The sequence below is a fragment of the Saccharothrix carnea genome (assembly GCF_003014735.1).
Lineage (GTDB): Bacteria > Actinomycetota > Actinomycetes > Mycobacteriales > Pseudonocardiaceae > Actinosynnema > Actinosynnema carneum.
The window spans coordinates 62179-88408 of sequence record NZ_PYAX01000005.1; the positions used below are offsets into that span (position 1 = coordinate 62179).

Genomic DNA, 26230 nt, shown 5'->3' on the forward strand with positions numbered 1-26230 from the left:
ACCCGATCAGTTCCCCACGACCGCCGTGATCGGGAGTACAACTGTCATCATGATGACGACACCAACCAGCCGCCCAGCCGCCGCAACGCCTCCTCGATGTCGTGGCCGGCCCCGGCGAAGGAGAACCGGATGAACTCGTGCCCGCGCACGGGGTCGAAGTCGATGCCCGGCACGATCGCGACCCCCGTGTCGTCGAGCAGGCGGCGGCAGAAGTCCATCGAGTCGTCGGTGAGGTGGGAGATGTCGGCGTAGGCGTAGAAGGCGCCGTCGGCGGGTGCCACCTTGTCGATGCCCAGGTCGGCCAGGCCCTTGAGCAGCACGTCCCGGTTGAGTCGGTACCCCTCGACCAGGCGCTCGGTCTGCGCGTACGACTCGGGCTCGAACGCGGCGACGGCCGCGTACTGGGCCAGGGCGGGCGGGCAGAGCGTGAAGTTGCCGGTCAGCCGGTCCACCGCGCGGCGCAGGTCGGGCGGCAGCAGCATCCACCCCAAGCGCCAGCCGGTCATGGCGAACGCCTTGGAGAAGGAGTTGACCACGATGGACTCACGGGAGGTCTGCCAGGCGCAGGCGAGCGGCGTGCCGTAGCTGATGCCGTGGTAGATCTCGTCGCTGACCAGCCGCACGTCGTGCTCGGCGCACCAGGCCGACAGCTCGGCCAGTTCCGCCGGTGCCAGCACGGTGCCGGTCGGGTTCGCCGGGCTGGCCACCACGAGCCCGTCGAGCGGGCCGGCGTCGTCCAACATCGCCACCGTGGGCTGGAACCGCGTCTCCGGCCCGCAGGCCAGCTCCACCACCTCGCAGCCCAACGCGGTGAGGATGTTGCGGTAGGCGGGGTAGCCGGGCCGGGCCAGGGCGACCCGGTCGCCCGCCTCGAAGGAAGCGAGGAACGCCAACAGGAAGCCGCCGGACGACCCGGTGGTCACCACGACGTCGTCCGCCGAGACAGCCAGCCCGTACTGCCGGTGGTAGTGCCCCGCCAGGGCTTCCCGCAGCTCCACGATGCCGAGCTGCTCGGTGTAGCCGAGGGTCTGCTCGCGCAGGGCGCGGTGCGCGGCCTCCAACACGGGCGCCGGCGCCGGGCTGGACGGCTGCCCGGCCGCCAACGACACGACATCCCCCACCACCCGCTGCCGCCGTGCAGCGGCGGACAGCACTTCCATGACGTGGAAAGGAGGCACATCGGCACGACCGGCAACACCCACCATGCACGCCAGGCTAATCGACCACCACCAAAGACCCGCAGGTCACCACCACCGAACCCCGGTGACGGCTCCACTCTCCGCGACCTTGGCGGCCTGCCCCCAACGGTTCGCACTGTTCACTGCACCGAGCCGCACCGCCCCGAGCCGGACCTAGCCGGGCCGAACCGGACCGCACTCAGCCGGGCCGGGCCGGAGTGCACAGGTCACCGCGCCGAATCGCCGAATTCCCCCAACAGACCGGTGATCCGCTCCCGCAGCACGTCGGCCTCGACCGGTCCGTGGAAGTCGACCACGTCCGCCGCGCGCCGCCGTCGTCCACTGTGGTCGATCACGGCCGCGCCGAACTGGCCGCGCAGGTCAGATCCGCCGACCCGGCCGTCCGGCAGGGTCGGCAGCAGCCCGACCAGCGCGGTGGCGAGGTCGGCGTCCACCTCCCGCACGGTCAACAGGTCCCGGGTCAGCACGGTCAGCAGCGAACCTGAACCGGTGGACGCGGCCAGCGCGCGCACCGCCGCCGTGCCGATGCCCAGTCGCAGGTCCGCCGACCGCGGCGGGTAGGCGATGAGCTTGAACGCCGCACCGAGCCACGGGTCGAGTTCGCTGCCACGGGCCAGGCCTTGGGCGGTGAGGTGGCTCCACGGCGCGGGTTCGTCCTGCACGTGCAGCACGATCGGCATGGCGCCGAGGTCGAGGTGCTCCCAGGCGGTGCGGAACGCGGTGGCGCTGAGGGTCGCGTTGGTCACCAGACGTCACTCCCGAATGCCGGCGGGCGTTGCTCCGGCCCCCCAGGCCCGCTGCGGAACTGACGTCGCGGAGGACGCCCGGGTTCCGCTTCGCCGGACCGGAACTCAGACCTCCCGCACCAGCTCCCACACGCACCCGGCGAGCCGGGCGTTGTCGATCGGGGTGATCGTGCTCCAGTTGCGACCGTCCGAACTGGGCCGCACCTGGTGCAGGTAACGGCCGGACGGCGTGTCGTGCCAGGCGACCACACGGCCGGCTCGGACAGGCGGCCCACCGTGCTGGGCGCGTTCGGCGCCGAACTGGCCGCGCGTGCTCATGCCGTCGCACATGCCGGCCAGTTCCTGCGCCTCGTGCAGCGGCAACCCGTGCCGCTCCAACGCCAGCACCAGCTTCTCCGCGTCCCGCCCGGCTTCGTCGGACGCCGCGCGCAGCACGTCGTTCGGCAGGCTGATCGACCGGCCGTACCCGGCGGGCATCTCACCGGCGACGGACACCGCCGCCTCGGCCAGCGCGCTGGCCCGTGCCTCGATGAGCCACACCTCGTCGCCGTCGACCACGGCGAGGATGCCCTCCTCACCGGCCGCCGCCGCCAGACCCCTGATCTTGCGGCGGTCGACCCAGATCCAGAGGTCGATCGACACCTGCGGGTTGGCCAGCAGCGCGAACGCGTCGGCCAGCTCGGGCGTCAACCGCCGTTTGGTGGCCAGCCCGCGCTCAGCCAGCGACCCCCAGGCCTGCTCCACGAACACGGCACGCTCGGTGTGCGTGATGCCCGGGCTCGGCACGTCCAGCGCGACGTTGCGGCGGGCCAGGCGCTCACCCTCCCACGCGACGTCGAACTCGAGCGTGGACAGGACAACCGTGCCGCTCACTTCACTTCTTCTCGGGCTCGTCGCCGATGACCGACTGCACGACCATCCGCTCGTCACCGAACACGTCGTCGGAGTCGACGCCGTACTTGCGGACGTGCTCCGCGTCCTCCTCGCCGGGGCCGCCCTTGGCACTGGCCGCCGGCTGCAGCATCGAGGCACCGGCGCCCGCCTTGCCCGCCGCACCACCGGCCGCGCCACGACCGGCCACGCGCTCGTCGGGGTCGATGGCGCCGATCGTCGCGGAGACACCGGGCTTCCCGGTCAACGTGCCGGGCATCCCGGGCACACCACCCTTGCCGGGTCCGCCGGCGGCGCCGCCACCCGTGCCCTTGCCACCCGCGGGTCCCTCGGGCACCTTGCCGGCGCCGGGCGTCGCCGGAGAGGGGTTGCGCACGACCCGCCCGCCACGCGCCTGCGTCGCCGCGAGCCCCAACCCGAGCCCGGCGGTCAAGCCGAGGCCCAACCCCAACGGGAAGTTCGACCCACCGGGCTTGCCACCCAACGCGGCCGGCGGCACGACCGTCGACCCACCGGGCGTGTTCGGCGGCAGCAGCCCCGTCGACCCACCGGGCAACTGCCCCGGCAACTGCGGCGGCACACCGACCGTGCCACCGGGGACGCCGCCCGGCACACCACCGGGCACACCACCCGGCACGCCACCGGGAATCCCCGGCACCGACCCGGCGGACTGCACCACCGGGGCGACCGGCGTGCTGACACTGGACGCCGTCGTCACCTCGAACTGCGGCGGCTTGTTCATGCCCTGGTACTGGTTCAACGCGTCCCGACTGGCCTCGGTGTACTGATCGAGCCCCCGAATGGCCTGCTCCCGCGCCGCCTGCGTCTGCTTGACCTCTTTGGCGTGATCCGTCTCGTACCCGAAGAACCCACCGACGTCATCGACGAAACTGGTCTCCGTGTCACCGCGCAACTGCTGCGAGTCGGGCATCCCGTTCCTGGCCTGGCTGTAGTTCGCGCCCTGCACGGCCGTGGCCTTGGAGTTCTGCTGTGCGGCTTCGGTACCCGAGGTAGCCACATCAGCGGACACGGTCACCGCCTGGCCCGCGTTGTTGCCCGCCGCGCCCTGCCACTCGATGCCGAGCTTCTTCAGCTCGGTCCGCAGCGTCTCGTCGGTCTCGTCCAACGTGCTCGCGAGCTGCCGCAAGGCGTGGGATGCGTCGCTGAACCGCTGGGCGGCGTCACCCTTCTGGAATTGCGCGACCAGCTCCGCCAACCCGGTGTTGGTGTACCCCTCGAAGCGGTGGTCGGTGATCTGCCTGAAGCCGCCCATACCTCCCCCTTACTTCAAAGTCTGCAACGTCGTCAGTGCCATTTCCGCGCCTTTGGCCGCGTTCTGGCACATCTGGTCCTGGGTGAAGCCGTCACCGATCGGCAGGAAGGAGACGAACAGCTGCTGTCCGTCCGCCACGTCCACCGCGAGAGCGCAGTCACCCTTGGTCGTTCCGGCCAGCGTCACCTGAAGCGCGCCGTACCCGGCGACGGTCTTCTGGATGACGTCGAGGTTGCCGCCGCTCTGCCAGTAGCCCGCGCCCTCGTCGGATATCAAGGTGACCTCGTAGCTGAACAGCGGGCGCGAGTTCGCCCGGAAGCTGCACCCCGGCATCTCCCGGTCCTCGATGACGTCCATCGGCTCGCTGAGCGCCTGGTCGATGCCCAACTCGCGCTGCTGGTCCTTGGTCAGGGTCACGCAGGCATCGGCGATGCCGTCGAGCTTGATCTCCGACGGTCGACGCGGGAACTCGACAGTCGGCTCGGACGTGCCCGAGGCCGCGGTCGTCTCGTTGGCGGTCGTCGTCGAGTTGGCGTCACCGGGCGTCTTCTGCGTGCAGCCGGCCAGTACCGCACCGGCGACGAGAAGGAGCGCGATGAACGCCTTACCGCTGTGACGCACCCGCTGCCCCCATAGCCGCCACGACGTCTTCATCGGTGTGCCCGTACTGCTTGGCCGCGGCACGCAACTGCTCGACGAGACCCACGAGGCTGTCGATGTACTGCTCGACCCGTTTGGAGTACGAGTCGTCGTGGTCGATCAGCCGTTCGTTCCACGCCTCGGCGATGTCCTTGTTCACGGTGTCGAGACCGTTGAGGTTGACCCTGAGATCGCGTACGGCCGCGCTGTAGCTGGTCCACAGCGCTTCGACCTGGTTCTGGATGATCTTGCCGGCGTCGAGGACGGTCTCCTTGGAGACCTGGAACTGCTCACCTCCGGCCGGGCCGGCGGCCATGGTGTCGGTCAGACGCTTCTCGGCCTTGAACATCTCGCCGACCGCCTTGCCGACGGCTCCCCCCGCGGCGGCGACGGCTCCCAGTAGGCCGGTCTCCTGCTCCACGACGTCCTACCCCCGTACGGTCGGTAACGACTTGAACCCGGTTCGAGGCTACCAACGACCAGGTGAACCAGGTCTGAGGTTGGACGAAGAAACGTCCGACCCGGTTCCCTCGGGTTGACAGCGGTCGACCGGGTGGGCCGCTTCCAGGGGATCAGGGAACGGTGATCTCGCCGTTCGCCGCACGCAGCGCGATGTCCGTGCGGTGGTGGGAGCCGGTCAGGTGGACGGCTTCCAGGCGGTGGTAGGCGTCGGTTCGGGCGGCGGACAGGGTGGGGCCCGTGCCGACCACGGACAGGACCCGGCCGCCGGTCGAGACGACGGCGCCGTCCTCGCGCCGGCGGGTGCCCGCGTGCAGCACGCCGTCGACGTCGGCGCCGCTGATCACGTCACCCGTGCGCGGCCGGCCGGGGTAGCCCTCGGCGGCGATCACGACGGTCACGGCGTAGCCGTCGGACCAGTCCAGGGCCGGTGCGGACGCCAGGGTGCCGGTGGCGGCGGCGTGGAAGAGGGCGGCCAGCGGGGTGCGGAGCAGGGCCAGGACCGCCTGGGTCTCCGGGTCGCCGAACCGGCAGTTGAACTCGATGACCTGCGGGCCGGTGGAGGTCAGGGCCAGGCCCGCGTACAGCAGGCCGGTGAACGGGGTGTCGCGGCGGGCCAGTTCGTCGACGACCGGCTGGACGCAGGTTGACACGATCGTGTCCACGAGGTCGGGCGGGGCCCACGGCAGTGGCGAGTACGCGCCCATGCCGCCGGTGTTGGGGCCGGAGTCGCCGTCGCCGACGCGCTTGAAGTCCTGCGCGGGCAGCAGCGGCACCACGGTGGCGCCGTCGACCAGGCAGAACAGCGACACCTCCGGTCCGTCGAGGAACGACTCCAGCAGCACCGGGTGGCCGTGGTCAAGCAACGTCATGGCGTGCGCGCGGGCCACGGCGCGGTCGGTGGTGACGACCACGCCCTTGCCGGCGGCCAAGCCGTCGTCCTTCACGACCCACGTCGGGCCGAAGCGGGTCAGCGCGGAGTCGAGCCGGGCCGGGTTGTCCACGATCTCCGACACCGCGGTCGGCACGCCGGCGGCGGCCATGACGTCCTTCGCGAACGCCTTGGAGCCCTCGATCCGGGCCGCCGCGGCGGACGGGCCGAAGCAGGGGATCCCGATCGCGCGCACGGCGTCCGCCGCACCCGCCACCAGGGGCTGCTCCGGCCCGACCACGACCAGGTCGGCGTTCCACTCCTTGGCCAGCGCCGCGACGGCACCGCCATCGGTGACGTCGACCCCGTAGGTCTCCGCCACACCGGCGATGCCGGCGTTGCCCGGCGCGCAGGCCAACGCGATCACCGAGGGATCCCGCGACAAGGCGAGGACTAGGGCATGTTCACGGGCGCCAGACCCGATGACCAGGACACGCACGGTTGGGCAGCCTAGATGACTGCGCCGATCAGCCGCCCAGTGCGTCCAACGAGCCGGGGTGCAGCGGCACCGGGTCGGTCATGCCGGCCTTCTCCTTCACGATGTCCTTGGCCGCCGGGTGCACGGCCTCCAGGTCCGACTTCTTGTCGAAGATGAGCTTGGTCAGGGCACACGCGTCGCCCTCCGGGAAGTCGTTGCGCACGAGCAGCACGTTCGGCACCGCCACGGTCGGCACGTCGGCCGGCTGCCCGTAGGTCGCGGCCGGGATCACGCCCCGGTCGTACACCTCGTTGATCTTCTTCAACGCGTCCAGCTGCGGCGTGATGTCGATGAATTTGACCTGGTCCTTCAACGACGTGGTGATGTCGGTGATCTGCGCGGTGGGCAGGCCGCCGGACCAGACGAGGCCGTCGATGCTGCCGTCCTTCATCCCGTCCGCGGTCTTGGCCAGGTCGAGCCGCTGCGCCTGCACGTCGGTCTCCGGGTTGAGCCCGGCCGCCGTCAGCAGCCGCTGGGCGATCACCTCCGTGCCCGACTTGGGCGAGCCGGTGGAGATCCGCTTGCCGCGCATGTCGGCGATCGAGTCGATCCCGGAGTCGGCCCGGACCAGCACCTGCGTGTAGTTCGGGTACAGCCTGGTCAGGGCCTGGACCTGCTGGGGCTTGCCGTCGAACGCGCCCTTGCCCGCGACCGCGTCCGCCGCCGTGTCGGCCAGCGAGAACGCCACGTCGTAGTCGCCCGCGACGAGCTGCTGGATGTTCTGCACCGACGCGCCGGTCTCCGCCGCGGTGGCCTTGAGCTTGGTGTTGTCGCTGATCAGCTTCGCCAGCCCACCGCCGACGACGTAGTACACGCCGCCGGAGTTGCCGGTCGCGATGGTGATCCGCCCGTCCGCCGCCTCGCAGGCGGCTCCACCCGCCTCGCCGTTCGATGCGGCGGGTGTCTGCTTCCCGCCGCACCCGGCGGCGACCAGGCCGACCGAGAGCACACCGATGGCGACCCTAAGCGTCCAGCTGCGCATGCTGTTCCTTCCTCCGTAGGACGACGTGCACCGCCACCGCGGCCAGCAGGAAGCCCACGCCGACGGCGATGGTGACGGGTTGCAGGTAGAGCAGGGCCACGGCGGCGGGCGCGCACAGCACGCGCTCGGGCCACCGGGCAGGACCGAACAGCCAGCCGCCGGTGAGCACGGCCAGTGCCGCCACGCCCAGCGCGGACACCGCGAACACCCACACGCCGTCGAGGAACGACGAGCGCAGCAGCAGACCGGCGCCGTTGTCGGTCAGCACGAACGCCAGCGGCACGAGGAACGCGGGCAGCGTGTACTTCCACGTCCGCCACATCGTCTTCATCACGTCACCGCCGGTGATCGCGGCGGCGGCCACGGCGGCGAGCGCGGTCGGCGGCGTCACCTCGGACAGCACCGCGTAGTAGAAGATGAACATGGCCGCTTCCTCGCGCGCCACGCCCAGCTCCACCAGCGCGGGCCCGATGACGACCCACGAGATGATGAACGACGCCGTCACCGGCACGGCCAGGCCGAGCAGGCTCACCGCGAACGCCGCGAGCACCACGGTCACGAACAGCACCACGGTCGGGTTGGACGAGATCGCGGCGGCCAGGTCCACCAGCGCCGACGCCAGCACCTGGCCGAGACCGGTCTTGGTGATGGTGGACGTGATCACGCCCGCCGCCGCGCACACCGCGATCACCGGCAACGCCGACCGCACGCCCAGCGACAGCGAGTCCGCCATCGCCCGCAGCCACGCCCGCACGTCACCGCGCTTGGCGATCAGCGCGAACAGCGCCGCGACACCGGTCGCGTAGACGACGGCGGAGAACACCGGGATGTCCAGCGCCAGGAACACCACGATCACCGCGAGCGAAAGGAAGTGGTACCCGCCGCGCTTGAGCAGCGCCCACGGGCTCGGCGAGTCGATCTCCACCGGTTTCGCGCCGAACTTGCGCGCGTCGATCTCCACGGCCAGCGCGATGCCCAGGTAGTACAGCAGGGTGGGCAGGATCGCCCAGATCAGCACCTGCAGGTAGGACGTCTCCAGGTACTCGGCGATGATGAACGCCGCCGCGCCGAGCGTCGGCGGCGACAGGATCGCGCCGATACCGGACGCGGCGAGCAGCCCGCCCGCGTTCTCCTTGGGGTAGCCCGCTTTCTTCAGCATCGGCCACGTCACCGCGCCCAGCGACACGGTGGTCGCCGTGCCCGACCCGGACACCGTGCCGAGCAGGAAACCGGCGGTGGCGGCGGTGCGGCCCGGCGCGGTGCGCGACTTGCGGAACGCGGAGAAGCTGATGTCCACGAAGAACGTCCCGGCGCCGGACGCGTTCAGCACCGAACCGTAGATCGTGAACAGCACGATGTAGGTCGCGGCGACGTCCAGCGGTGTCCCGTAGAAACCGGTGGCGTCGTTGTAGAAGCCGTTGATGATCTGCGAGAAGTCGACGCCCGCGTGCGAGATCGTCCAGGACGGCGGCAGGAAACCGCCGTAGTAGGCGTACGCGATGAACCCGACGCAGACGATCGGCAGCACCCAGCCGGTGGTCCGCCGGCACGCCTCCAGGATCAGCACGAGCAGCAGGGACCCGGCGATGACGTCGAGCGTGGTCAGCTGGCCCTGGCGGTCGAGGAACGCGTCGAACCCGCCGAACAGCGGGTACGCGCCCACCACGAACGCGCACGCCGCCGCGAGCCAGTCCACGACACCGGGGTCGTCGGCCCCGCCGCGCCTGCCGCGCGGCCGGTAGCAGAGGAAGACCAGCGGCAGCGTGACCGCCAGGAAGATCACCAGGTAGTACTGGCCGCCCTTGCTGAACGGCCAGAACACCTGTTTGAGCACGAGCAGCGCGATGGCGAGACCCGCCACCCACACGCCCAGCTCCCAGCGCCGGGACAAGGCGCGCGACGGGCGCTCCTCGTCGTACTCGGCGAGCAGTTCATCGACTTCGACCTGCGGCTTGGTCGGCACGCGCACCCCTTCGTGTCGCGCTGGATCGAGCGCTCACGAAGCTACTTGTGCCGTGGGTCACAGCCATAGACCGACCGTCTAAAGGGACTGTAAAGACGGTCGCGCGAAGATCGACCGGGTTCACACGATCCGGGAGTCCAGGTAGCACCAGCGCCAGTCCTCGCCCGGCTCGAACGACCGCATCACAGGGTGTTCCGAGGCGTGGAAGTGGGCGGTCGCGTGCCGGCGCGGGCTGGAGTCACAGCACGCCACGTGCCCGCAGGACAGGCAGATCCGCAGGTGGGCCCAGTTGTGCTCGCCCGCGGCGAGGCAGTCGGCGCAGCCGGCGGGGTTGTCCGGTGCGACCGACTCCGGCAGGTCTGAGACGTGAGGACAGGTCATACGGGTCATCATCACGCAAGATTGCGGCATGCACGGACCCGAACTGCTCCTGGTGCTCGTCGGCGCGTTGCTCGTCACGGCCGCGGCCAAACGCCTCAACTGGTCGGCGCCGCTGGTGCTCGTCGGCGTCGGGCTCGCGGTGTCGTTCATCCCCGGCTTGCCGGAGTTCGCCCTGGACCCGGAGCTGATCCTGGTCCTGGTGCTGGCGCCGCTGCTGTACTCGGCCGCGCTGGACAGCTCGTACCACAACATCCGGGCGAACCTGAGGCCGATCGGCCTGCTCGCGGTCGGCCTGGTGCTGGTGACCACGATCAGCGTCGGCTGGGTCGCGCACCTCGTGCTGCCGGAGCTGTCGCTGCCCGCCGCGCTGGTGCTGGGCGCGGTGGTGGCGCCGCCGGACGCGGTCGCCGCGGTCGCGATCGGACGGCGGCTCAACCTGCCGCGGCGGACGATGACGCTGCTCACCGGTGAGAGCCTGATCAACGACGCGACCGCGCTGACGGCCTACAAGGTGGCCGTCGCGGCGGCCGCCGGTGTCGCCGCCACCTGGGTCGACGGCACCCGGACGTTCCTGGTCAGCGCGGTCGGCGGGGTGATCGTCGGGCTGGTGATCGGCTGGGCCGTGCGCTGGATCCGCGACCGGCTCGACGACGGCGTGCTGGAGAGCGCGCTCGGCATGCTGGTGCCGTTCGGTGCGTACATCTTCGCCGAGGAGCTGCACGCCTCCGGTGTGCTCGCGGTCGTCATCGCCGGCCTCTACATCGGGCACCACGCGCCGCGCAGCTCGTACTACACGCGCCTGCAGGACACCGCGGTGTGGCGGTCGGTGGACACGATGCTGGAGTCGTTCGTGTTCGCGTTGATCGGCTTGCAGCTCAACAGCGTGGTGCGCGAGGTGGACATCACCTCGGGGCTGGTGTGGGGTGCGGCGGCCGTCCTGGTGGCGACGATCCTGGTGCGGTTCGCGTGGATGTACCCGGCGGCGTACCTGCCCCGGCTGCTGTCGAAGCGGATCCGGGAGCGCGAGGGCGCGCCGGGGTGGCGTGGCGTGACCGTGCTGTCGTGGGCCGGGATGCGGGGTGTGGTGTCGCTGGCCGCGGCGAGCGCGTTGCCGCTGGACCTGCCCGGGCGCGAGGTGATCGTGTTCTGCGCGTTCGTGGTCACCGTCGGGACGCTGCTGATCCAGGGCCTGTCGCTGCCGTACGTGATCCGCAAGCTGGCGTTCCGCGGTGACGAGGAGCGGACCGACGCGCTGGCCGAGGCGCAGGTGCAGCACGCCGCCGCGGAGGCCGCGGTGCGCAAGCTGGACGAGCTTATCGGCGACGACCACGACACGCCGGAGCACGTCGTGGACCGGCTGCGGGTCATGGCCGAGCACCGGGGCAACGCGGCGTGGGAGCGGCTGGGCAGGCAGGAGGACGAGAGCCCGGCCGCGTCGTACCGGCGGTTGCGGCGCACGATGCTGGAGGCCGAGCGCCAGGTGTTCATCAAGGCGCGTGACGACGGGCAGATCGACGACGAGGTGTTGTTCCGGGTGCTGCGCGAACTCGACCTGGAGGAAGCGGCCATATCCAGGGAGTGACGAACACCGGTCCACCCACTACGCGTTCACCGTGACGTGGCCTGCACTTCGCCTTAGCGTGTCCGGGACGTCGCGGTGCGCGACGAGGCTGCCGCGCGTCAGGAGTCCTGCTGAGGAGGTCGGCGATGGTGCGGACGAAGATCGTGGGGGCGGCGCTCGCGGCGCTCGCGGTGGCGGGGGCGGTGGTGCTGCCCTCGGCGTCGGCGAGCAACGACGCGGAGGTGGCGTCGTCGGGCAAGGGTCCGCTGGTGATCGGCCACCGCGGCGCGTCGGGCTACCGGCCCGAGCACACGCTGGCCGCGTACGAGCTGGCCGCGCGGATGGGTGCCGACTACATCGAGCCGGACCTGGTGGTGACCAAGGACGGCAAGCTGGTCGCCCGGCACGAGAACGAGATCGGCGGCACGACGGACGTCGCGACGAAGCCGGAGTTCGCCGGGCGCAAGACCACCAAGGTCATCGACGGCGCGTCGATCACCGGCTGGTTCACCGAGGACTTCACGCTGGCCGAGCTGAAGACGCTGCGGGCCAAGGAGCGCATCCCCGAGGTCCGGCCGCGCAACACCCTCTACGACGGCCGGTTCGAGGTGCCGACGCTGGAGGAGGTCATCGACCTGTCCCGCCGGCTCAGCCGTGAGCTGCGTCGCGACATCGGGATCTACCCGGAGACCAAGCACCCGACCTACTTCCAGGACATCGGCCTGCCGCTGGAGCCGCGCCTGGTCGACGTGCTGACCAGGGCGGGCCTGAACCGGCCCGGCGCCAAGGTGTTCGTGCAGTCGTTCGAGGTGGCCAACCTCAAGCAGCTCAAGTCGAAGCTGCGGGTGCCGCTGGTGCAGCTGGTCAACTCGTCCGGTGCGCCGTACGACTTCGTCAAGGCCGGGGACAAGCGCACCTACAGCGACCTGGTGACGCCGGAAGGGCTGCGCGAGATCCGCACCTACGCCGCCGGTGTGGGCGCGGCGAAGGACCGGATCATCCCGCGGGACGCGGCGGGTTTCCTGCGCCAGCCGACCACCCTGGTGCGTGACGCGCACGCGCGCGGCCTGATCGTGCACGCCTGGACGTTCCGCAACGAGAACACGTTCCTGCCGGCGGACTTCCGCAAGTCCACCGACCCGGCCGCGTACGGCGACGCGTTCGGCGAGTACGCCAAGTTCTACGCCACGGGCCTGGACGGCGTGTTCGCCGACAACCCCGACACCGCCGTGGAAGCCCGCAAGGGCTGACCCGACACCGGGGGACGCCCGTGCTCGCGCGAGTGCGGGCGTCCCCCGAGCTTCACGGCCGCCCGTGAACGGCTTCGCGAGGGTCCCCGCCAAGGGGAACCCTTGCTGTGATTCTACCGGCGGGGTCTGACAATTCCGGCCCGTTGACGTGCGTCGACGAGGCGAGCAGGCCGCGTCGGGCCAGGAGTGGGCGGACGCCTTCGCCGAACCAGTAGGCCTCCTCCAGGTGCGGGTAGCCCGACAGCACGAACTCCTCCACGCCGAGGTCGTGGTACTCCTCGATCAGGTCGGCCACCTCCGAGTGGCTGCCGACCAGCGCCGTGCCCGCGCCGCCGCGCACCAAGCCGATGCCCGCCCACAGCCCGGGGTGGACCTCCAGGCCGCGCACGCCCCGGCTCAGGTCGCCGCCGTGCAGCGCCACCATCCGCTGCTGCCCCACGGACTGCGACGCCCGCAGCTGCTCCTGCGCCCTGGCCACCTGCGCGGGGTCCAGCGCCTCCAGCAGCTTCTCCGCCTCCCGCCACGCCTCGGCCGACGTGTCACGGCTGATCGTGTGCAGCCGCACGCCGAACCGGATCGGCCGGTCACCGGCCAACTCGCGCACCCGCCCGATCTTCTCCGCCACCTGCGCCGGCGGCTCGCCCCACGTCAGGTACACGTCCGCCCGCCGGGCCGCGACGGGCAGTGCGGCGTCGGACGAACCGCCGAAGTAGATCGGCGGCACGGGGTCCGGCGCGGCCAGCACCGTCGCGCCCGACACCCGGTAGTGCGAGCCGGCGAAGTCCACCGGCCGCCCCGACCACACCGCGCGGACCACGTGCAGGAACTCGTCGGTCCGCGCGTACCGCTGGTCGTGGTCGAGCCAGTCGCCGAACCGGCGCTGCTCCACCTCGTCCCCTCCGGTCACCACGTTCAGCAGCAGCCGCCCGCGCGAGATCCGCTGGTAGGTCGCGGCCATCTGGGCGGCCAGCGTCGGCGAGATCACCCCCGGCCGGAACGCCACCAGGAACTTCAACGTCGACGTCCGCGCGAGCAACGCCGCCGTGGTCAGCCACGCGTCCTCGCACCACGTGCCGGTCGGCGTCAGCACGCCGGTGAACCCGTTGTGCTCGGCCGCCTGCGCGATCTGCGCCAGGTAGTCGACGTCCGGCTCGCGCAACGCCGCCGCGCCCAACGACCGGTTGGCGTGGAAGCGCTCCACGACGGTCCGGCCGTCACCGGACGTGGGCAGGAACCAGTGCAGCACCACGCTCATGACAGCTCCCCCTGGAAGCGGGTGTCCACGAACTTCCGGAAGTCCACCTTGCCCGGCAACGCGCCGTCCGCGGTGAACGCGTCGGCCAGCTCCTGCTCGGACGCGATGACCACGTCGTCCAGCTTCACCGGCAGGTCACCGCCGCGCTCCACGGCCGCCCGTGCCACCTCGATCTTCAGCCCGGTCTCCGCGGCCCACGCCTTGGCCCACTCCTCGCGGTGCGTGTCGGCCCACCGCTGGGCGCGCGCGATCCGCTGCACGAACTCCTTGACCGCCGCGCTCTTGCCCGGCGAGTCCAACGCCGCCCGACCGGCCACCTGGAACGTGTAGCCGTTCGACTTGCCGCGCCCGTCGGTCAGCACCCGCGCACCGGCCTCCAGCTGCGCCTGCGCGGTGTAGGGGTCCCACACCGCCCACGCGTCCACCCGCTTCTGCGTGAACGCCGAGTACGCGTCGGACGGCTGCAGGAAGTTCAGCGTGACGTCCTTGGTCGTCAACCCGGCCGCGGCGAGCGTCAGCAGCACCTGCCCGTGCGCCGAACTGCCCTTGGCCACGGCGATGGAGCGCCCCTTGAGGTCCGGCACCGACCGCAGCTGCGAGTCGGCGGGCACCAGCAGCGCGTCGCCTTCCACGCTGCCCTTCGCCGAGTACACCGCGGCGATCTTCGCGTTCGCCGCCGCCGCGAAGATCGGCGGCGTGTTCCCGACACCGCCGACGTCGATCGCGCCCGCCGACGCGGCCTCCAGCAGCGGCGGTCCGGACGTGAACGTCGACCACTCGATCTCGTACGGGAAGTCGTCCAGCAGCCCGGCGGCCGTCAGCAGCGCCTTGGAACCGCCCTTCTGGTCGCCCACCTTGAGCACCACCGGCCCATCGGACGACTCCGCCGTGCCGCAGCCCGACAGCGCCAGCACCGCGACCACCATCGCGCTAAGCAGCTTCGACATCGTCCACTCCCAGGTCGGAGAGCACTTCCACGCGCAGGTCCGCGAAGGACGCGCGGCGCCGCGGTCGCGGCAGGTCGACGTGGTGCTCGGCCACGATCCGACCTTCGTCCAGCACCACGACGCGGTCGGCGAGCAGCAGGGCCTCGTCCACGTCGTGGGTCACGAACAGCACGGCGGGCCGGTGCTCCCGCCAGAGCTGCTCCACCAGGTGGTGCATGGCGAGCCGGGTCAACGCGTCCAGCGCGCCGAACGGCTCGTCCAGCAGCAGCAACTCCGGCTCGCGCACCAGCGCCCGCGCCAACGACACGCGTTGCGCCTCGCCACCGGACAACGTCAACGGCCACGCGTCGGCGTGATCGGCCAACCGCACCTCGGCCAACGCCCGTTCAGCCACCGCACGGTGCTTGTCCCTCTGGCGGCCCACCCCGCGCAGCCCCAGCGAGATGTTGCGCCACACCCGCCGCCACGGCAGCAGCCGAGGTTGCTGGAACGCGACGGACACCCGTTCGGGCACCGTGAACGTCCCCTCGACGTCGGGGTCGAGCCCGGCCAGGATCCGCAGCAACGTCGACTTGCCGCACCCGCTGCGCCCCAGCAGCGCGACGAACTCGCCCTCCGCGACGTCCAGGTCCAGCCCGGCCAGCACCCGGCGCGGCCCGAAGTCCTTGACCAGCCCCCGGATCCTCACCGCGCCCGCCACCGCAGCACCCTCCTCTCCAGCGCGCGCACCAGGGCGTCCGTGCTGAGCCCGAGCAGCGCGTAGACCAGCAGGCCCACCACGACGACGTCGGTGCGCAGGAACTCGCGCGCGTTGTTGATCAGGTAGCCGATGCCCGCGTCCGCGTTGATCTGCTCACCGACGATCAGCGACAGCCACGCCGTGCCGAGCGCGATCCGCAGGCCCACCAACGTCTGCGGCACCGCGGACGGCAGCACCACGTGCACGACCCGGTCGAGCCGGGTGTAGCCGAGCACCCGTGCGGCTTCCAGCAGCGCCGGGTCGGTCTGCCGGATGCCCGCGTGCAGGTTCAGGTACAGCGGGAACGCCACCCCGGCCGCGACCAGCGCCAGCTTCGGCTCCTCGCCGATGCCGAACCACAGGATGAACAGCGGGATCAGGCCCAGGTGCGGCAACGTGCGCAGCATCTGCACCGGCGGGTCGAGCAGCCGTTCGCCCCAGCGCGACAGCCCGGACACCAGGCCGAGCGCGCCGCCGACGACCGCGCCGATCACGAACCCCACCGCGACCCGGCTCAGCGACACCAGGAACGCGTCCACCAGCTGCCCGTCCACGACCAGCTCGTAGGCGGACCGGAACACGGTCGCCGGCGACGCGAGCTTGTCCGGCGGCAGCACGCCGGTGCTGCTCGCGGCCTGCCACAGCAGCACCAGCCCGATGGGGCTCAACCACCGCCGCAGATCGGGCAGCTTGCGTTGTTTTACTGCGGGCGCACGCGCGGGCACAACGGATTCCGGACGCGCGACAACACCCGCGGTGGAAATCGACACGGATTTCTCCCCAGCGGACATCGGGACCTCGGACGCGCTGATCAGCGAGTCAGAGTTTTGATATCCGGACGGGAGAAGTCAACGCGTCCCGAACAATGAAAATGCCTCCGGGCCCGATTGCTTCGGACCCGGAGGCATTCGTTCGGTGCGGGCTCAGATGATCTCGTGCCGCACGATGGTCTGGTCGCGGCCCGGGCCGACGCCGATCGCGGACATGCGGGCACCGGAGATGTCCTCCAGGTGCTCGACGTACGCGCGGGCGTTCGCGGGCAGCTCCTCGTACGAGCGGCAGTGGCTGATGTCCTCGAACCAGCCCGGCAGCTCCTCGTACACCGGCACGGCGTGGTGCACGTCGGTCTGCGTCATCGGCATCTCGTCGACCCGCTCGCCGTCGATCGTGTAGCCGACGCAGACCGGCACCTTCTCCAGGCCGGACAGCACGTCCAGCTTGGTCAGGAAGTAGTCGGTGATGCCGTTGACCCGCGCCGCGTACCGGGCGATCACCGCGTCGAACCAGCCGGTGCGCCGGGACCGCCCGGTCGTGACGCCGAACTCGCCGCCGGTCTTGCGCAGGTGCTCGCCCATCTCGTCGTTCAGCTCGGTCGGGAACGGCCCCGAGCCCACCCGCGTCGTGTACGCCTTGAGGATGCCGATGACCGTGGTGATCTTCGTCGGCCCGATGCCCGAACCGGCGCTGGCGCCGCCCGAGGTCGGGTTGGACGAGGTCACGAACGGGTAGGTGCCGTGGTCGACGTCGAGCAGGGTGCCCTGCGAGCCCTCCAGCAGCACGGTCTCGCCGCGCTCCAGCGCCTGGTTGAGCAGCAGGCGGGTGTCGGCGATCCGGGAGGTGAACTTCGTGCCGTGCGCCAGCACGCTGTCCACCACCTGCTCGGGGTCGAGCGCCTTGCGGTTGTAGACCTTGACCAGCACCTGGTTCTTGAAGTCCAGGGCGGCTTCCACCTTCTGCCGCAGGATCTTCTCGTCGAGCAGGTCCTGGGCGCGCACGCCGACGCGGGCGATCTTGTCCTGGTAGCACGGGCCGATGCCGCGGCCGGTGGTGCCGATCTTGGCCTTGCCCAGGTACCGCTCGGTGACCTTATCGATCGCCACGTGGTAGGGCATGATCAAGTGCGCGTCCGCGGAGATGAGCAGCTTGCTGGTGTCGACGCCCTGCTCGTCCAGGCCTGCCAGCTCCTCGAGCAGCACGCCGGGGTCGACCACGACGCCGTTGCCGATGACGCTGGTCACGCCAGGGGTGAGGATGCCGGAGGGGATCAGGTGCAGGGCGAACTTCTGGCCGTCGGGCAGCACCACGGTGTGCCCGGCGTTGTTGCCGCCCTGGTACCGGACCACCCACTGCACGCGGTCACCGAGCAGGTCGGTTGCCTTGCCCTTGCCCTCATCGCCCCACTGGGCACCGATCAGCACGACGGCCGGCATGTGAAACTCCAAGCGGTTGGACGGGTAAGAGCCGAATGCCTGCGACGGCCGAGCCGTCAGTGGACGGCTGTTGAGGGTAGACCAGGAGATGAAGGTGCGCGGAATCGTGCTGGCCTGCGGAAACTCGCAGTCGCCAATGATCACGGACGGTGACCGTTTCGAGGTACGCCGAGTGGCGGAACGGCCCGGAAAGGCCGAGGTGGACGCGGTTCTCGCCGATTCGGGTGACAAACGTCTCGTCGTGCACGGCACGGACGCCGACCTCAACGCGGTCGTGCTGCGACTGCTGCGCACCGAACGGCTGGCCGACGTGCCGATCGGGTACGTGCCCGCCGACCCGCGCTCCGAGGTGGCCAGGCTGTGGGACCTGCCGACCGATCCCGGTCGGGCGCTCGACCTGGCCCTGTCGGGTGATCCCGACCGGGTGCCGCTCGTGCGCGACGACGTCGGCGGCGTGCTCGTCGGCCTCGGCTCGCTCGGCCCGGTGCGCGGAGTCGGCTACGGGGACGACACGGTGGTGCTGCGGGGTCAGGCCTCCCGGCTGGAAGTCACCCCGGACCCGGAGCGCGGTCTCGGCCTGGTCGTGCACGTCATCCACAAGCGCCTGTTCGGGCGGAAGGTGATCAGCACGCCGGCGCGCGCGTTCCAACTCGGCTGCCTGCCCGTGCAGGTCAACTTCGACGGCATCGCGCACCCCCGACCGATGGGCAAGTGGACCTGGTACCGCCACACGGAGGACTTGCGCCTGGTCCGCGGGTTGTAGTGACTGAGGAATTTTCTCGCCCGCCATTCAGGTGTCACTCGAAAGCGTTGTAACGGAAGGAGAATTGACCCAAGGTAATTCCGACAGCTTCCAACTAGGAAGGTCGGAATTATGTCAACGGTCAACAAAGCCGCGCGATTCACCGCATCCCTGCGACTTCCGGCTTTTTCCCTGCTCCTGGCTGGTGTGCTGGCAGTCGGCCTGGTCACCCCCGCCCAGGCGGCTCCGCCGAACATCCCGAGCACCAGCACCGCCCTCGCGGAGCTGGGCGCGCTGAGGGTGGCCACCGAAGGCTCGACCAGCGGCTACTCGCGGGACCTGTTCCCGCACTGGACCACCGTCTCGGGCGCCTGCAACACCCGCGAGACCGTGCTCAAGCGCGACGGCACGAGCGTCGTCACCGACTCCAGCTGCGCGGCCACCTCCGGCCGCTGGTACAGCCCGTACGACGGGGCGACCTGGAGCGCGGCGTCCGACGTGGACATCGACCACATCGTGCCGCTGGCCGAGGCGTGGCGCTCCGGCGCGTCGTCGTGGACCACTTCGCGGCGGCAGTCGTTCGCCAACGATTTGAGCGGCCCGCAGCTCATCGCCGTCACCGACAACGTCAACCAGGCCAAGGGCGACCAGGACCCGGCGCTGTGGAAGCCGCCGCTGAGCTCCTACTGGTGCACCTACGCCAAGATGTGGACGCGCACGAAGTACAAGTGGGGTTTGAGCGTGAACTCGGCGGAGAAGTCTGCACTGCAGAGCATGCTCGGGAGGTGCTGACGACCGATGGCTGACCTGTCTTCCGCTTTCGTGGCCGGACCCGGTGGCGGCGTCATGACCGACGAAGTCGGCGTGGTGACCGGTGCCCTGGAGCTGCGCACCACGCTGGACAACGGCGAGTTGCGCGCCCTGGTGCGCTACGAGGGCGCCGAGGAGTGGTACGCCATCACCGGCGCGTCGTGCCACCTGGCCGACGAGAAGGACCACGAGGCGGTGCACGCCGTCCTGCTCGGCGTGCTGAACCGCCCCGAAGGCTAGCTCTTGGAGTCGTTGCCGCCGTCTGCGGAGCAGCGGCCATGTCACCGCAGGGGCGGCAACGATCCGGCTGCGTCGGACCGCGAGAGGCCCGTGGCCTGCAACAGGTCCACCGCCACCGAACGCACCTGCGCCAGCACCACCTTCGTGGAGAACCCCTCGCCGCCCAGGTGCTGGGCCGTGGCGCACGCCGCCGCGTCACGGATCGCCGCACGCGCCTTCTTCGGCTCGTCGCCGCGCTCCAGCTCGACCCGCAGCACGTCCACCGCGTCGGCGTACTGCCGCAGCACGTCCGGCAGCACGTCGGGCATCCGCTCGCCGTCCCGCAACGCCGCCAGCGCCCGCCGCGCCAGCACCCTGGTGTTGCGCAGCGCGTAGTCCACCGGCGTGGCGGCCGTCTCGTACCGGCCCAGCTCGTGCCGCCTGCGCCAGCGGATCGGCGCGATGGTCGCGATCTCACCGCCGGTCTTCAACGCCGACGCGAACTCGTCCAGCGCCTCCTGGCTGCCGCGCAACCGCGCCAACACCCCGGCGGCCTGCACGGCGTCCCGCTCGGACACCGCCGTCGCCACCCCGCGCAACGCCTCGGTCAGCTCGTCGAGCACGACCTTCGCCTGCCGGTGCGCCACGGTCAGCGGGTTCGCCGGCAGCAACGCCGTCACGGCCAGCCCCACCAGGCCGCCGACCAGCGCGTCCACCATCCGGTCCAGCCCGCCACCGGCGCTGGGCGGCAGCAGCGTGGCCACCAGCACCGCCGACGAGCCGGACTGCAGCGCGATCACCGCGCCACCGTCCAGCAGCACGGCCGTGGACATGGCCAACGCCACCACCAGCGCGATCTGCCACGGCCCGGAGCCGATCAGCGAGATCAGCACGTCACCGACGCCCACGCCCACGGACACGCCGACGACCAGCTCCACCACGCGCCGCAGCCGCTGCCCCAGCGACACCCCGAGGCAGACGACGGCGGCGATCGGTGCGAAGAACGGGTGCGCGTGGCCGACCACCTCGGTGGCGACCAGCCAGGACAGGCCGGCGGCGAGCGCGGCCTGGCCGATCGGCAAGGCCGTGCTCTGCCACCGCTTCAGCCTGCGCGCCACCTCGTCGCGCACGGCTCCCACGCGCTCAGCTCAAGCCGAGTGCGGCGGGCGCCGCCGGGTCGCTGTCGGCGAGGAACTTCTTGCAGCGCTCGTACTCCTCGGTCTCCCCGATCTCGTCGGCGGCCCGCGCCAGGGCCGCCAACGCGCGCAGGAAGCCCTGGTTGCCGCGGTGCGACCAGGGCACCGGGCCGTGGCCCTTCCACCCCGAGCGGCGCAGCTGGTCGAGGCCCCGGTGGTAGCCGGTGCGGGCGTACGCGTAGCCGGCGACGGGGTCGCCGGTCTGCAACGCCCGCTCGGCGAGCAGCGCCCACGCCTCGCTGAAGTCGGGGTACGCGCGGACGATCTTGGCCGGGTCGGTGCCGGCCTCGGCGGCGGCCTGCGCCTCCGGGCGGTCCGGCAGCAACGTGGGTTCGGGACCGAGCAGGTTCTCCATGGCGTCAGCTTAGGAAGACCCGGGCCACCGCAGCGACCAGAGCCAGCACCAGCGCGGTCACGATGACGCCGGCCACGACCTTCTTGCCCATGAAAGCGCTCCTCGTTCTCAGTGAACTCTCAGGGGCGCACCTTTCCCGTCAGGGCCATTCAGAGCAACGCCGATCACCTGTTAGCATGAGTCGAGCCCGGAAAACGCTGGTCAGGCGACCCCCTAGGGGAAAGTCCGGGAAATACCAGGGCGGGGCGCCCTTCCAGCCACCCCCACCGGGACGCATCATGGGCGGGTGAACATGGGGGTAACCAACCGCGTCGCGCGCTTCCGCGACCAGTACTGGGAGCGCGGCGAGCCGGGGCGTGAGACGCCTCCGGCGCTCGTCGTCGGGCTCTACAAGCTCTGGCTGGTCGGTCTGCTGCTCAAGCTGATCGGCTCCTCGTGGGACGTGGCCTGGCACTTCAAGTGGCTGCGCGACGAACTGGCGCCACCGCACCTGATCAACACCCTGGGCACGGTGATCGTGGTCGGCTTGACGCTGTTCCACACCTACACCGGCTACGGCGCGGACAAGACCGCGCTGCGGCTGATGCAGTGGGGCACCGGCGTCTTCCTGGTCGCGCTGCCCATCGACCTGATCAACCACCGGATCAACGGCCTGGACATCACGTCGTGGAGCGGGTCGCACGCCCTGCTCTACCTGGGCACCGCGATCATGCTGGCGGGCGCGGTCCGGGGCTGGCTCAAGCTCTACCCCGCCGGTGGCCGGTGGCGGCGGTTCGGACTGGCCGGGCTGTGGTTCTTCTTCCTGGAGAACATGTGGTTCCCCAACCAGCACCAGGAGTACGGGGTGCTGGAGATCGCCTCCTGGGACCGCGGCGACCCGTACGCCGAGCCGAGCCTGCTGCAGTTCGCCGCCGACCAGATCGGCCGACCGGTCGACCGCGAGTCGATCGTGCAGTTCTCGCTGCCCATCGCCGACTGGGTCTACCCGGTGTGGGGCCTGGTCGCGGCGGCCGTCGTGCTGGTCATCGCCCGGCGCACGATCGGCACCGCGTGGGCCGCGACCGCGGTGGCGGGCGCCTACGTCGCCTACCGGCTGCTGATCTGGCCGCTGCTCGGCGTCGCCGACTTCCCGCTGTCCACCGTGCCGGTGTTCCTGCTGCTCATCGGCCTGGCCGTGGACGCCGCGCACCTCGGCAGGCTGCCCGCGCCGCTGACCGCCGTCCTCGGCTCGGCCGCCGTCACGGGCCTGGGCTACGGCGGGATCTGGGCGCAGCAGGCGCTGGACGCCGCACCGCCGATCCTGTACCCGTCGGCCGCCGCGACGTTCGTCGTGCTGACCGCCCTGTGGCTGGCCGCGGACCGGCTCAAGGTGGGGCAGGCCCCCCGAGGATCACTGGTGACCGCCTGATTCAGCCCGACCCCGCTCCCCCCGAGGATTGATCGGGCAAGCCCGATACCGAGGGGGGAGTCCCATGCGGACACTTCTGCGCACCACGACGGCGGCCGTCCTGGCCGCCGCGCTGGTGACCACCGGAGCCGTCACGGCGTCCGCCACCGACCGGCTCACCGGCTTGGCCGAGGACCTCGTGGCGGCCGGCGCGCCGGGCGTCATCGTCCGGGTCGACGACGGCCGCCGGGTCACCGAACTGGCCCGCCAGGCGCGCTGGACGGTCCGCGACCACCGGCTGCGGCCCACCGACCAGTTCCGGGTCGCCTCGAACACCAAGACGGTCACCGCGACGATCGCCCTCCAGCTCGTTGCCGAGGGCGTCCTCGCGCTGGAGGACCCGGTGGAGGAGTGGCTGCCCGGTGTCGTCCCGAACGGCCGGGCCATCACGGTGGAGATGCTGCTCAAGCAGACCAGCGGCCTGTACGACTACCTCGACGACCCGCGGCTGCTCGGCCTGATCACCGGGCAGCAGCCGCGCGCCTGGCGGCCCGCCGAGCTGGTCGCCGTCGCCGCCGAGCACCCGCCGCTGTTCGCGCCGGGCGAGCGCTGGGACTACAGCAACACCAACTACACGCTCGCCGGCATGGTCCTGGAGAGCGCGACCGGCCTGACCTACGGCGAGCTGGTCGAGCGGCGCATCACCGGGCCGCTGCGGCTCACCGACACCCGCCTGCCCACCGACGCGACGTTCCCCGGCCGGCACGCCCACGGGTACGAGCCGGACGCCGAGCACCTGGCGCCGCACCTGCCGCCGGGCACGCCGCCCGGCCTCGGCTTCGCGGGCCCCGAGCACCACGACCACGTGGACGTCACCGGGATCGACGTCAGCCCGGCGTGGGCGGCCGGCGGCATGACGTCCACGGCCCGCGACTGGCAGCGCTTCCAGTCCGCCCTGTTCTCCGGCCGGCTGCTGCCGCGCGAGCAGCTGCGGACCATGCTCGAAACCGTCCCGCAGGACGTGGGCACCGACCGCTACGGGCTCGGCGTGATGGAGGTCGACACCCCGTGCGGCACGGTCTGGGGCCACACCGGCGGCCTGCCGGGCTACTCCACGCACCACTTCGCCGACCGCACCGGCACCCGGACCGTCGCCGTCCTCACCACCAGGATGGAGCGCTTCGCCCCGCAGAACACCCCGATCGAACAGGCCCTGTTCCACGCCGCCGTCTGCCGGATGTACGGCAAGTAGGCACCGGCAGGTAGGCCCCCGAACGCGGAACGGCCCTCTCCGTGAACCCGGAGAGGGCCGTTCGACGTGCGGTGACGCCGGTCAGCCGGCGATCATGCGGCCGGACGACTTCAGGTGCTCGCACGCCTGGGCGATGCGGGCGGCCATGCCCTGCTCGGCGGCCTTGAGGTAGGACCGCGGGTCGTAGGCCTTCTTGTTGCCGACCTCGCCGTCCACCTTCAGCACGCCGTCGTAGTTCTGGAAGAAGTGGCCCACGATCGGCCGGGTGAACGCGTACTGCGTGTCCGTGTCGATGTTCATCTTGATCACGCCGTACGTCAGGGCCTCGTGGATCTCCTCCAGCAGCGAGCCGGAGCCGCCGTGGAAGACCAGGTCGAACGGCTTGGAGCCGGCCGGCAGGCCCAGCTTCTCGGCCACCACGTCCTGACCCTGCTTGAGGATCTCCGGGCGCAGCTTCACGTTGCCCGGCTTGTAGACGCCGTGCACGTTGCCGAACGTCGCCGCGACCAGGTAGCGGCCCTTCTCACCGGCGCCGAGGGCGTCCACCGTCTTCAGGTAGTCCTCGGGTGAGGTGTAGAGCTTCTCGTTGATCTCGTGCGCGACGCCGTCCTCCTCGCCGCCGACGACGCCCACCTCGATCTCGAGGATGATCTTCGCCTTGGCGGTGAGGTCGAGCAGCTCCGACGCGATCTTCAGGTTCTCGTCCAGCGGCACGGCCGAGCCGTCCCACATGTGCGACTGGAACAGCGGGTTGAGCCCGCGGTCCACCCGCTCCTGGCTGATCGCGACGAGCGGCCGGACGTAGCCGTCCAGCTTGTCCTTCGGGCAGTGGTCGGTGTGCAGCGCGATGTTCACCGGGTACTTCTCGGCGACCACGTGCGCGAACTCCGCCAGCGCAACCGCGCCGGTCACCATGTCCTTGACCTTGGTGCCCGAGGCGAACTCGGCACCACCGGTCGAGACCTGGATGATCCCGTCGCTCTCGGCTTCCGCGAATCCACGCAGGGCCGCGTTGAGGGTCTCGGACGAGGTGACGTTGATCGCGGGGTAGGCGAACTCGTTCGCCTTCGCGCGGTCGAGCATCTCGGCGTAGACCTCGGGGGTTGCGATGGGCATCGGTGGGTCCTCCTCGGGTGCCCGGAACGCGGTGTCGGCAGCATCCTACGGCCACCTCCCGGCGAGGAAAGACGATCAACGGCATAGTGGTGTCATGGCGATCGCACGGTGGAACGGCGAGATCATCGCCGAGAGTGAGAAGACCGAGATGGTGGAGGGGAACCACTACTTCCCCGCGGAGTCGGTGCACGCCCAGTACCTCAGGCCGTCCGACACCACGTCGGTCTGCCCCTGGAAGGGCACGGCCAGCTACTACACGCTGCACGTGAACGGCGAGGACAACCCCGACGCCGCCTGGTACTACCCCGAACCGAAGGACGCCGCGGCCAACATCAAGGGCCACGTCGCCTTCTGGAACGGCGTCGAGGTCAGCGAGAACTAGTACCGAGGGACTGGTCCGACCAGTCGTCGAGCGCGGCCGCGAGGTCGCGCAGCGCCTGTTGGGCGTCGGGGGCGCCGACCACCTGCACCGCCACGTGGTCGGCGCCCGCCTCGTGGTGCTCGCGCAGGCGCCGGGCGACCCGTTCGACCGGTCCCCACGCCACCAGGGCATCCACCAGCCGGTCGCTGCCGCCGTCCGCCAGGTCGTCCTCGGTGAACCCGTTGCGCAGCCAGTTGCGGGTGTGGTCGGTGCGCGCCAGGTACCCGGCCAACGCCTCCCGGCCCAGGTCACGGGCCTGTGCGGGGTCGTCTTCCAGCACCACGTGCTGTTCCGGCGCGAGCAGGACGCCCGCGCCCACGGTCTCGCGCGCGCGTGCCGTGTACTCGGGCGTCACCAGGTAGGGGTGGGCGACGCTCGTCCGGGCGGCGGCGAGCCGGAGCAGCCTCGGGCCGAGCGCGGCCAGCGCCAGGCGGTCGCGCGGCACGTCCAGCTCGTCCAGGTAGTGGATCAGCTTCTGGTAAGGGCTGTGATGCACCTCACCCGCGAGTTCACCGTTCCCGGTGCCGATGCCGACCAGGAACCGGTCGGTCCAGGCCAGCGCCCGGTAGCCGTCGTTGACCTCGCCCGCCGGTGTCGTCCAGACGTTCATCACGGCGGTGGCCACGGTGATCTTCTCGGTGGCGTCCAGGAGGTCGGAGACCGTGGTCATGACGCTGCCGTCGGGGGATCCGCCCAGCCAGAGCGCGCCGAAGCCGAGCTCTTCCAGCTCCGCGGCGTCCTCGCCCCGACCCACCCAGCGCGCGGCCCGGTCCCACACGCCGTACCTGCCCAACTCGACCGTCATTTCGTCTCCCCACGAACTAGGTA

The 26230-nt window shown here is 71.0% G+C and carries 27 protein-coding genes; 8 read left to right on the forward strand and 19 right to left on the reverse strand.

The genetic code is table 11. The features are described from left to right. Window positions 1-47 precede the first annotated feature (47 nt). The 10 genes from B0I31_RS15095 to B0I31_RS15140 all read right to left on the reverse strand — a co-directional run bounded on the left by B0I31_RS15095 (window position 48) and on the right by B0I31_RS15140 (window position 9942). On the reverse strand, window positions 48-1205 hold the full coding sequence (locus B0I31_RS15095; RefSeq protein WP_106616036.1) for a pyridoxal phosphate-dependent aminotransferase: 1158 nt from the start codon (window positions 1203-1205) through the stop codon (window positions 48-50). 200 nt (window positions 1206-1405) lie between these two features. After that, complete coding sequence (locus B0I31_RS15100) at window positions 1406-1945, reverse strand: ESX secretion-associated protein EspG (RefSeq protein ID WP_106616037.1); 540 nt, start codon at window positions 1943-1945, stop codon at window positions 1406-1408. A gap of 105 nt (window positions 1946-2050) precedes the next feature. Further along, the gene (locus tag B0I31_RS15105) at window positions 2051-2818 is read right to left on the reverse strand and encodes an ESX secretion-associated protein EspG (RefSeq protein WP_106616038.1); all 768 of its coding nucleotides are present in this window, start codon (window positions 2816-2818) and stop codon (window positions 2051-2053) included. A 1-nt stretch (window position 2819) separates the two neighbouring features. Next, entirely contained in the window at window positions 2820-4109 is a 1290-nt protein-coding gene (locus tag B0I31_RS15110) for a PPE domain-containing protein (RefSeq protein WP_106616039.1), read from the reverse strand. 9 nt (window positions 4110-4118) lie between these two features. Next, entirely contained in the window at window positions 4119-4730 is a 612-nt protein-coding gene (locus tag B0I31_RS15115; RefSeq protein WP_181320180.1) for a DUF3558 domain-containing protein, read from the reverse strand. Further along, entirely contained in the window at window positions 4714-5169 is a 456-nt protein-coding gene (locus B0I31_RS15120; protein ID WP_106616041.1) for a hypothetical protein, read from the reverse strand. Before B0I31_RS15120 ends, B0I31_RS15115 begins: the two co-directional genes overlap by 17 nt. 151 nt (window positions 5170-5320) lie before the next feature. Beyond that, window positions 5321-6577, reverse strand: coding sequence for a phosphoribosylamine--glycine ligase (gene purD, locus B0I31_RS15125; RefSeq protein ID WP_106616042.1), 1257 nt, complete (start codon window positions 6575-6577; stop codon window positions 5321-5323). A 28-nt stretch (window positions 6578-6605) separates the two neighbouring features. After that, a complete protein-coding gene (locus tag B0I31_RS15130; protein ID WP_106616043.1) occupies window positions 6606-7598 on the reverse strand; it encodes a TAXI family TRAP transporter solute-binding subunit in 993 nt (330 codons plus the stop codon). Continuing rightward, window positions 7579-9561: a TRAP transporter permease gene (locus B0I31_RS15135; RefSeq protein ID WP_106616537.1), complete on the reverse strand. Its 1983-nt coding sequence runs from the start codon at window positions 9559-9561 to the stop codon at window positions 7579-7581. The genes B0I31_RS15130 and B0I31_RS15135 overlap by 20 nt, the downstream gene beginning before the upstream one ends. A gap of 120 nt (window positions 9562-9681) precedes the next feature. Next, window positions 9682-9942, reverse strand: a complete 261-nt coding sequence (locus B0I31_RS15140; protein ID WP_181320181.1) for a UBP-type zinc finger domain-containing protein — start codon at window positions 9940-9942, stop codon at window positions 9682-9684. A gap of 28 nt (window positions 9943-9970) precedes the next feature. Here B0I31_RS15140 and B0I31_RS15145 point away from each other — a divergent pair, with 28 nt between their 5' ends. Together B0I31_RS15145 and B0I31_RS15150 are read left to right on the forward strand one after the other, a co-directional pair. Beyond that, window positions 9971-11524 carry a Na+/H+ antiporter gene (locus B0I31_RS15145; protein ID WP_106616045.1) on the forward strand — a complete coding sequence of 518 codons (1554 nt, stop codon included), beginning with the start codon at window positions 9971-9973 and terminating at the stop codon, window positions 11522-11524. Between the two features lie 125 nt (window positions 11525-11649). Beyond that, window positions 11650-12753 carry a glycerophosphodiester phosphodiesterase gene (locus B0I31_RS15150; protein ID WP_106616046.1) on the forward strand — a complete coding sequence of 368 codons (1104 nt, stop codon included), beginning with the start codon at window positions 11650-11652 and terminating at the stop codon, window positions 12751-12753. Between the two features lie 52 nt (window positions 12754-12805). On the opposite strand, the gene B0I31_RS15155 is transcribed toward B0I31_RS15150, so the two are convergent. The 5 genes from B0I31_RS15155 to B0I31_RS15175 form a co-directional block, all read right to left on the reverse strand. Next, a complete protein-coding gene (locus B0I31_RS15155; protein ID WP_106616047.1) occupies window positions 12806-14008 on the reverse strand; it encodes an LLM class flavin-dependent oxidoreductase in 1203 nt (400 codons plus the stop codon). Further along, window positions 14005-14955, reverse strand: coding sequence for an ABC transporter substrate-binding protein (locus B0I31_RS15160; protein WP_106616048.1), 951 nt, complete (start codon window positions 14953-14955; stop codon window positions 14005-14007). The genes B0I31_RS15155 and B0I31_RS15160 overlap by 4 nt, the downstream gene beginning before the upstream one ends. After that, window positions 14939-15655: an ABC transporter ATP-binding protein gene (locus B0I31_RS15165; RefSeq protein WP_106616049.1), complete on the reverse strand. Its 717-nt coding sequence runs from the start codon at window positions 15653-15655 to the stop codon at window positions 14939-14941. The genes B0I31_RS15160 and B0I31_RS15165 overlap by 17 nt, the downstream gene beginning before the upstream one ends. Beyond that, on the reverse strand, window positions 15640-16464 hold the full coding sequence (locus B0I31_RS15170; RefSeq protein WP_106616050.1) for an ABC transporter permease: 825 nt from the start codon (window positions 16462-16464) through the stop codon (window positions 15640-15642). Before B0I31_RS15170 ends, B0I31_RS15165 begins: the two co-directional genes overlap by 16 nt. A 153-nt stretch (window positions 16465-16617) precedes the next feature. After that, the gene (locus B0I31_RS15175; protein ID WP_106616051.1) at window positions 16618-17904 is read right to left on the reverse strand and encodes an adenylosuccinate synthase; all 1287 of its coding nucleotides are present in this window, start codon (window positions 17902-17904) and stop codon (window positions 16618-16620) included. An 88-nt stretch (window positions 17905-17992) separates the two neighbouring features. On the opposite strand from B0I31_RS15175, the gene B0I31_RS15180 reads away from it, so the two are divergent. The 3 genes from B0I31_RS15180 (at window position 17993) to B0I31_RS15190 (ending at window position 19696) form a co-directional block, all read left to right on the forward strand. Next, complete coding sequence (locus B0I31_RS15180) at window positions 17993-18667, forward strand: diacylglycerol kinase family protein (RefSeq protein WP_425444364.1); 675 nt, start codon at window positions 17993-17995, stop codon at window positions 18665-18667. Between the two features lie 111 nt (window positions 18668-18778). Beyond that, window positions 18779-19438, forward strand: a complete 660-nt coding sequence (locus B0I31_RS15185; RefSeq protein ID WP_106616052.1) for an HNH endonuclease family protein — start codon at window positions 18779-18781, stop codon at window positions 19436-19438. A gap of 6 nt (window positions 19439-19444) precedes the next feature. Further along, entirely contained in the window at window positions 19445-19696 is a 252-nt protein-coding gene (locus tag B0I31_RS15190; RefSeq protein WP_106616053.1) for a hypothetical protein, read from the forward strand. 41 nt (window positions 19697-19737) lie between these two features. Here B0I31_RS15190 and B0I31_RS15195 read toward each other — a convergent pair whose 3' ends face one another. Then, window positions 19738-20814 carry an FUSC family protein gene (locus tag B0I31_RS15195; RefSeq protein WP_106616054.1) on the reverse strand — a complete coding sequence of 359 codons (1077 nt, stop codon included), beginning with the start codon at window positions 20812-20814 and terminating at the stop codon, window positions 19738-19740. 4 nt (window positions 20815-20818) lie between these two features. Further along, window positions 20819-21226 carry a DUF3151 domain-containing protein gene (locus B0I31_RS15200; protein ID WP_106616055.1) on the reverse strand — a complete coding sequence of 136 codons (408 nt, stop codon included), beginning with the start codon at window positions 21224-21226 and terminating at the stop codon, window positions 20819-20821. Window positions 21227-21518: 292 nt separating this feature from the next. Between B0I31_RS15200 and B0I31_RS15205 the strand changes: the two genes are divergently transcribed. Both B0I31_RS15205 and B0I31_RS15210 read left to right on the forward strand, forming a co-directional pair. After that, window positions 21519-22634 (forward strand): hypothetical protein, encoded by a 1116-nt coding sequence (locus tag B0I31_RS15205; RefSeq protein ID WP_245950023.1) that lies wholly within the window; start codon window positions 21519-21521, stop codon window positions 22632-22634. A gap of 64 nt (window positions 22635-22698) precedes the next feature. Next, a complete protein-coding gene (locus B0I31_RS15210; RefSeq protein ID WP_106616057.1) occupies window positions 22699-23865 on the forward strand; it encodes a serine hydrolase domain-containing protein in 1167 nt (388 codons plus the stop codon). Window positions 23866-23946: 81 nt separating this feature from the next. Here B0I31_RS15210 and fbaA read toward each other — a convergent pair whose 3' ends face one another. Then, window positions 23947-24981 (reverse strand): class II fructose-bisphosphate aldolase, encoded by a 1035-nt coding sequence (fbaA, locus tag B0I31_RS15215; protein ID WP_106616058.1) that lies wholly within the window; start codon window positions 24979-24981, stop codon window positions 23947-23949. Window positions 24982-25075: 94 nt separating this feature from the next. On the opposite strand from fbaA, the gene B0I31_RS15220 reads away from it, so the two are divergent. Beyond that, on the forward strand, window positions 25076-25363 hold the full coding sequence (locus B0I31_RS15220) for a DUF427 domain-containing protein (protein WP_106616059.1): 288 nt from the start codon (window positions 25076-25078) through the stop codon (window positions 25361-25363). Here B0I31_RS15220 and B0I31_RS15225 read toward each other — a convergent pair. Then, window positions 25350-26207, reverse strand: a complete 858-nt coding sequence (locus B0I31_RS15225) for a TIGR03620 family F420-dependent LLM class oxidoreductase (RefSeq protein ID WP_106616060.1) — start codon at window positions 26205-26207, stop codon at window positions 25350-25352. The genes B0I31_RS15220 and B0I31_RS15225 overlap by 14 nt on opposite strands. Between the last annotated feature and the right edge of the window lie 23 nt (window positions 26208-26230).

Bases quoted from the DNA above. Each gene is read 5' to 3' on its own strand.
- B0I31_RS15160 (WP_106616048.1), bottom strand. From the start codon at position 14,955: ATGTCGAAGCTGCTTAGCGCGATGGTGGTCGCGGTGCTGGCGCTGTCG.
- B0I31_RS15110 (WP_106616039.1), bottom strand. From the start codon at position 4,109: ATGGGCGGCTTCAGGCAGATCACCGACCACCGCTTCGAGGGGTACACC.
- B0I31_RS15150 (WP_106616046.1), top strand. From the start codon at position 11,650: ATGGTGCGGACGAAGATCGTGGGGGCGGCGCTCGCGGCGCTCGCGGTG.
- B0I31_RS15145 (WP_106616045.1), top strand. From the start codon at position 9,971: ATGCACGGACCCGAACTGCTCCTGGTGCTCGTCGGCGCGTTGCTCGTC.
- B0I31_RS15095 (WP_106616036.1), bottom strand. From the start codon at position 1,205: ATGGTGGGTGTTGCCGGTCGTGCCGATGTGCCTCCTTTCCACGTCATG.
- B0I31_RS15130 (WP_106616043.1), bottom strand. From the start codon at position 7,598: ATGCGCAGCTGGACGCTTAGGGTCGCCATCGGTGTGCTCTCGGTCGGC.
- B0I31_RS15190 (WP_106616053.1), top strand. From the start codon at position 19,445: ATGGCTGACCTGTCTTCCGCTTTCGTGGCCGGACCCGGTGGCGGCGTC.
- B0I31_RS15225 (WP_106616060.1), bottom strand. From the start codon at position 26,207: ATGACGGTCGAGTTGGGCAGGTACGGCGTGTGGGACCGGGCCGCGCGC.
- B0I31_RS15180 (WP_425444364.1), top strand. From the start codon at position 17,993: ATGAAGGTGCGCGGAATCGTGCTGGCCTGCGGAAACTCGCAGTCGCCA.
- B0I31_RS15185 (WP_106616052.1), top strand. From the start codon at position 18,779: ATGTCAACGGTCAACAAAGCCGCGCGATTCACCGCATCCCTGCGACTT.
- B0I31_RS15210 (WP_106616057.1), top strand. From the start codon at position 22,699: ATGCGGACACTTCTGCGCACCACGACGGCGGCCGTCCTGGCCGCCGCG.
- B0I31_RS15155 (WP_106616047.1), bottom strand. From the start codon at position 14,008: ATGAGCGTGGTGCTGCACTGGTTCCTGCCCACGTCCGGTGACGGCCGG.
- B0I31_RS15140 (WP_181320181.1), bottom strand. From the start codon at position 9,942: ATGACCTGTCCTCACGTCTCAGACCTGCCGGAGTCGGTCGCACCGGAC.
- B0I31_RS15175 (WP_106616051.1), bottom strand. From the start codon at position 17,904: ATGCCGGCCGTCGTGCTGATCGGTGCCCAGTGGGGCGATGAGGGCAAG.
- B0I31_RS15205 (WP_245950023.1), top strand. From the start codon at position 21,519: ATGGGGGTAACCAACCGCGTCGCGCGCTTCCGCGACCAGTACTGGGAG.
- fbaA (WP_106616058.1), bottom strand. From the start codon at position 24,981: ATGCCCATCGCAACCCCCGAGGTCTACGCCGAGATGCTCGACCGCGCG.
- B0I31_RS15220 (WP_106616059.1), top strand. From the start codon at position 25,076: ATGGCGATCGCACGGTGGAACGGCGAGATCATCGCCGAGAGTGAGAAG.
- B0I31_RS15200 (WP_106616055.1), bottom strand. From the start codon at position 21,226: ATGGAGAACCTGCTCGGTCCCGAACCCACGTTGCTGCCGGACCGCCCG.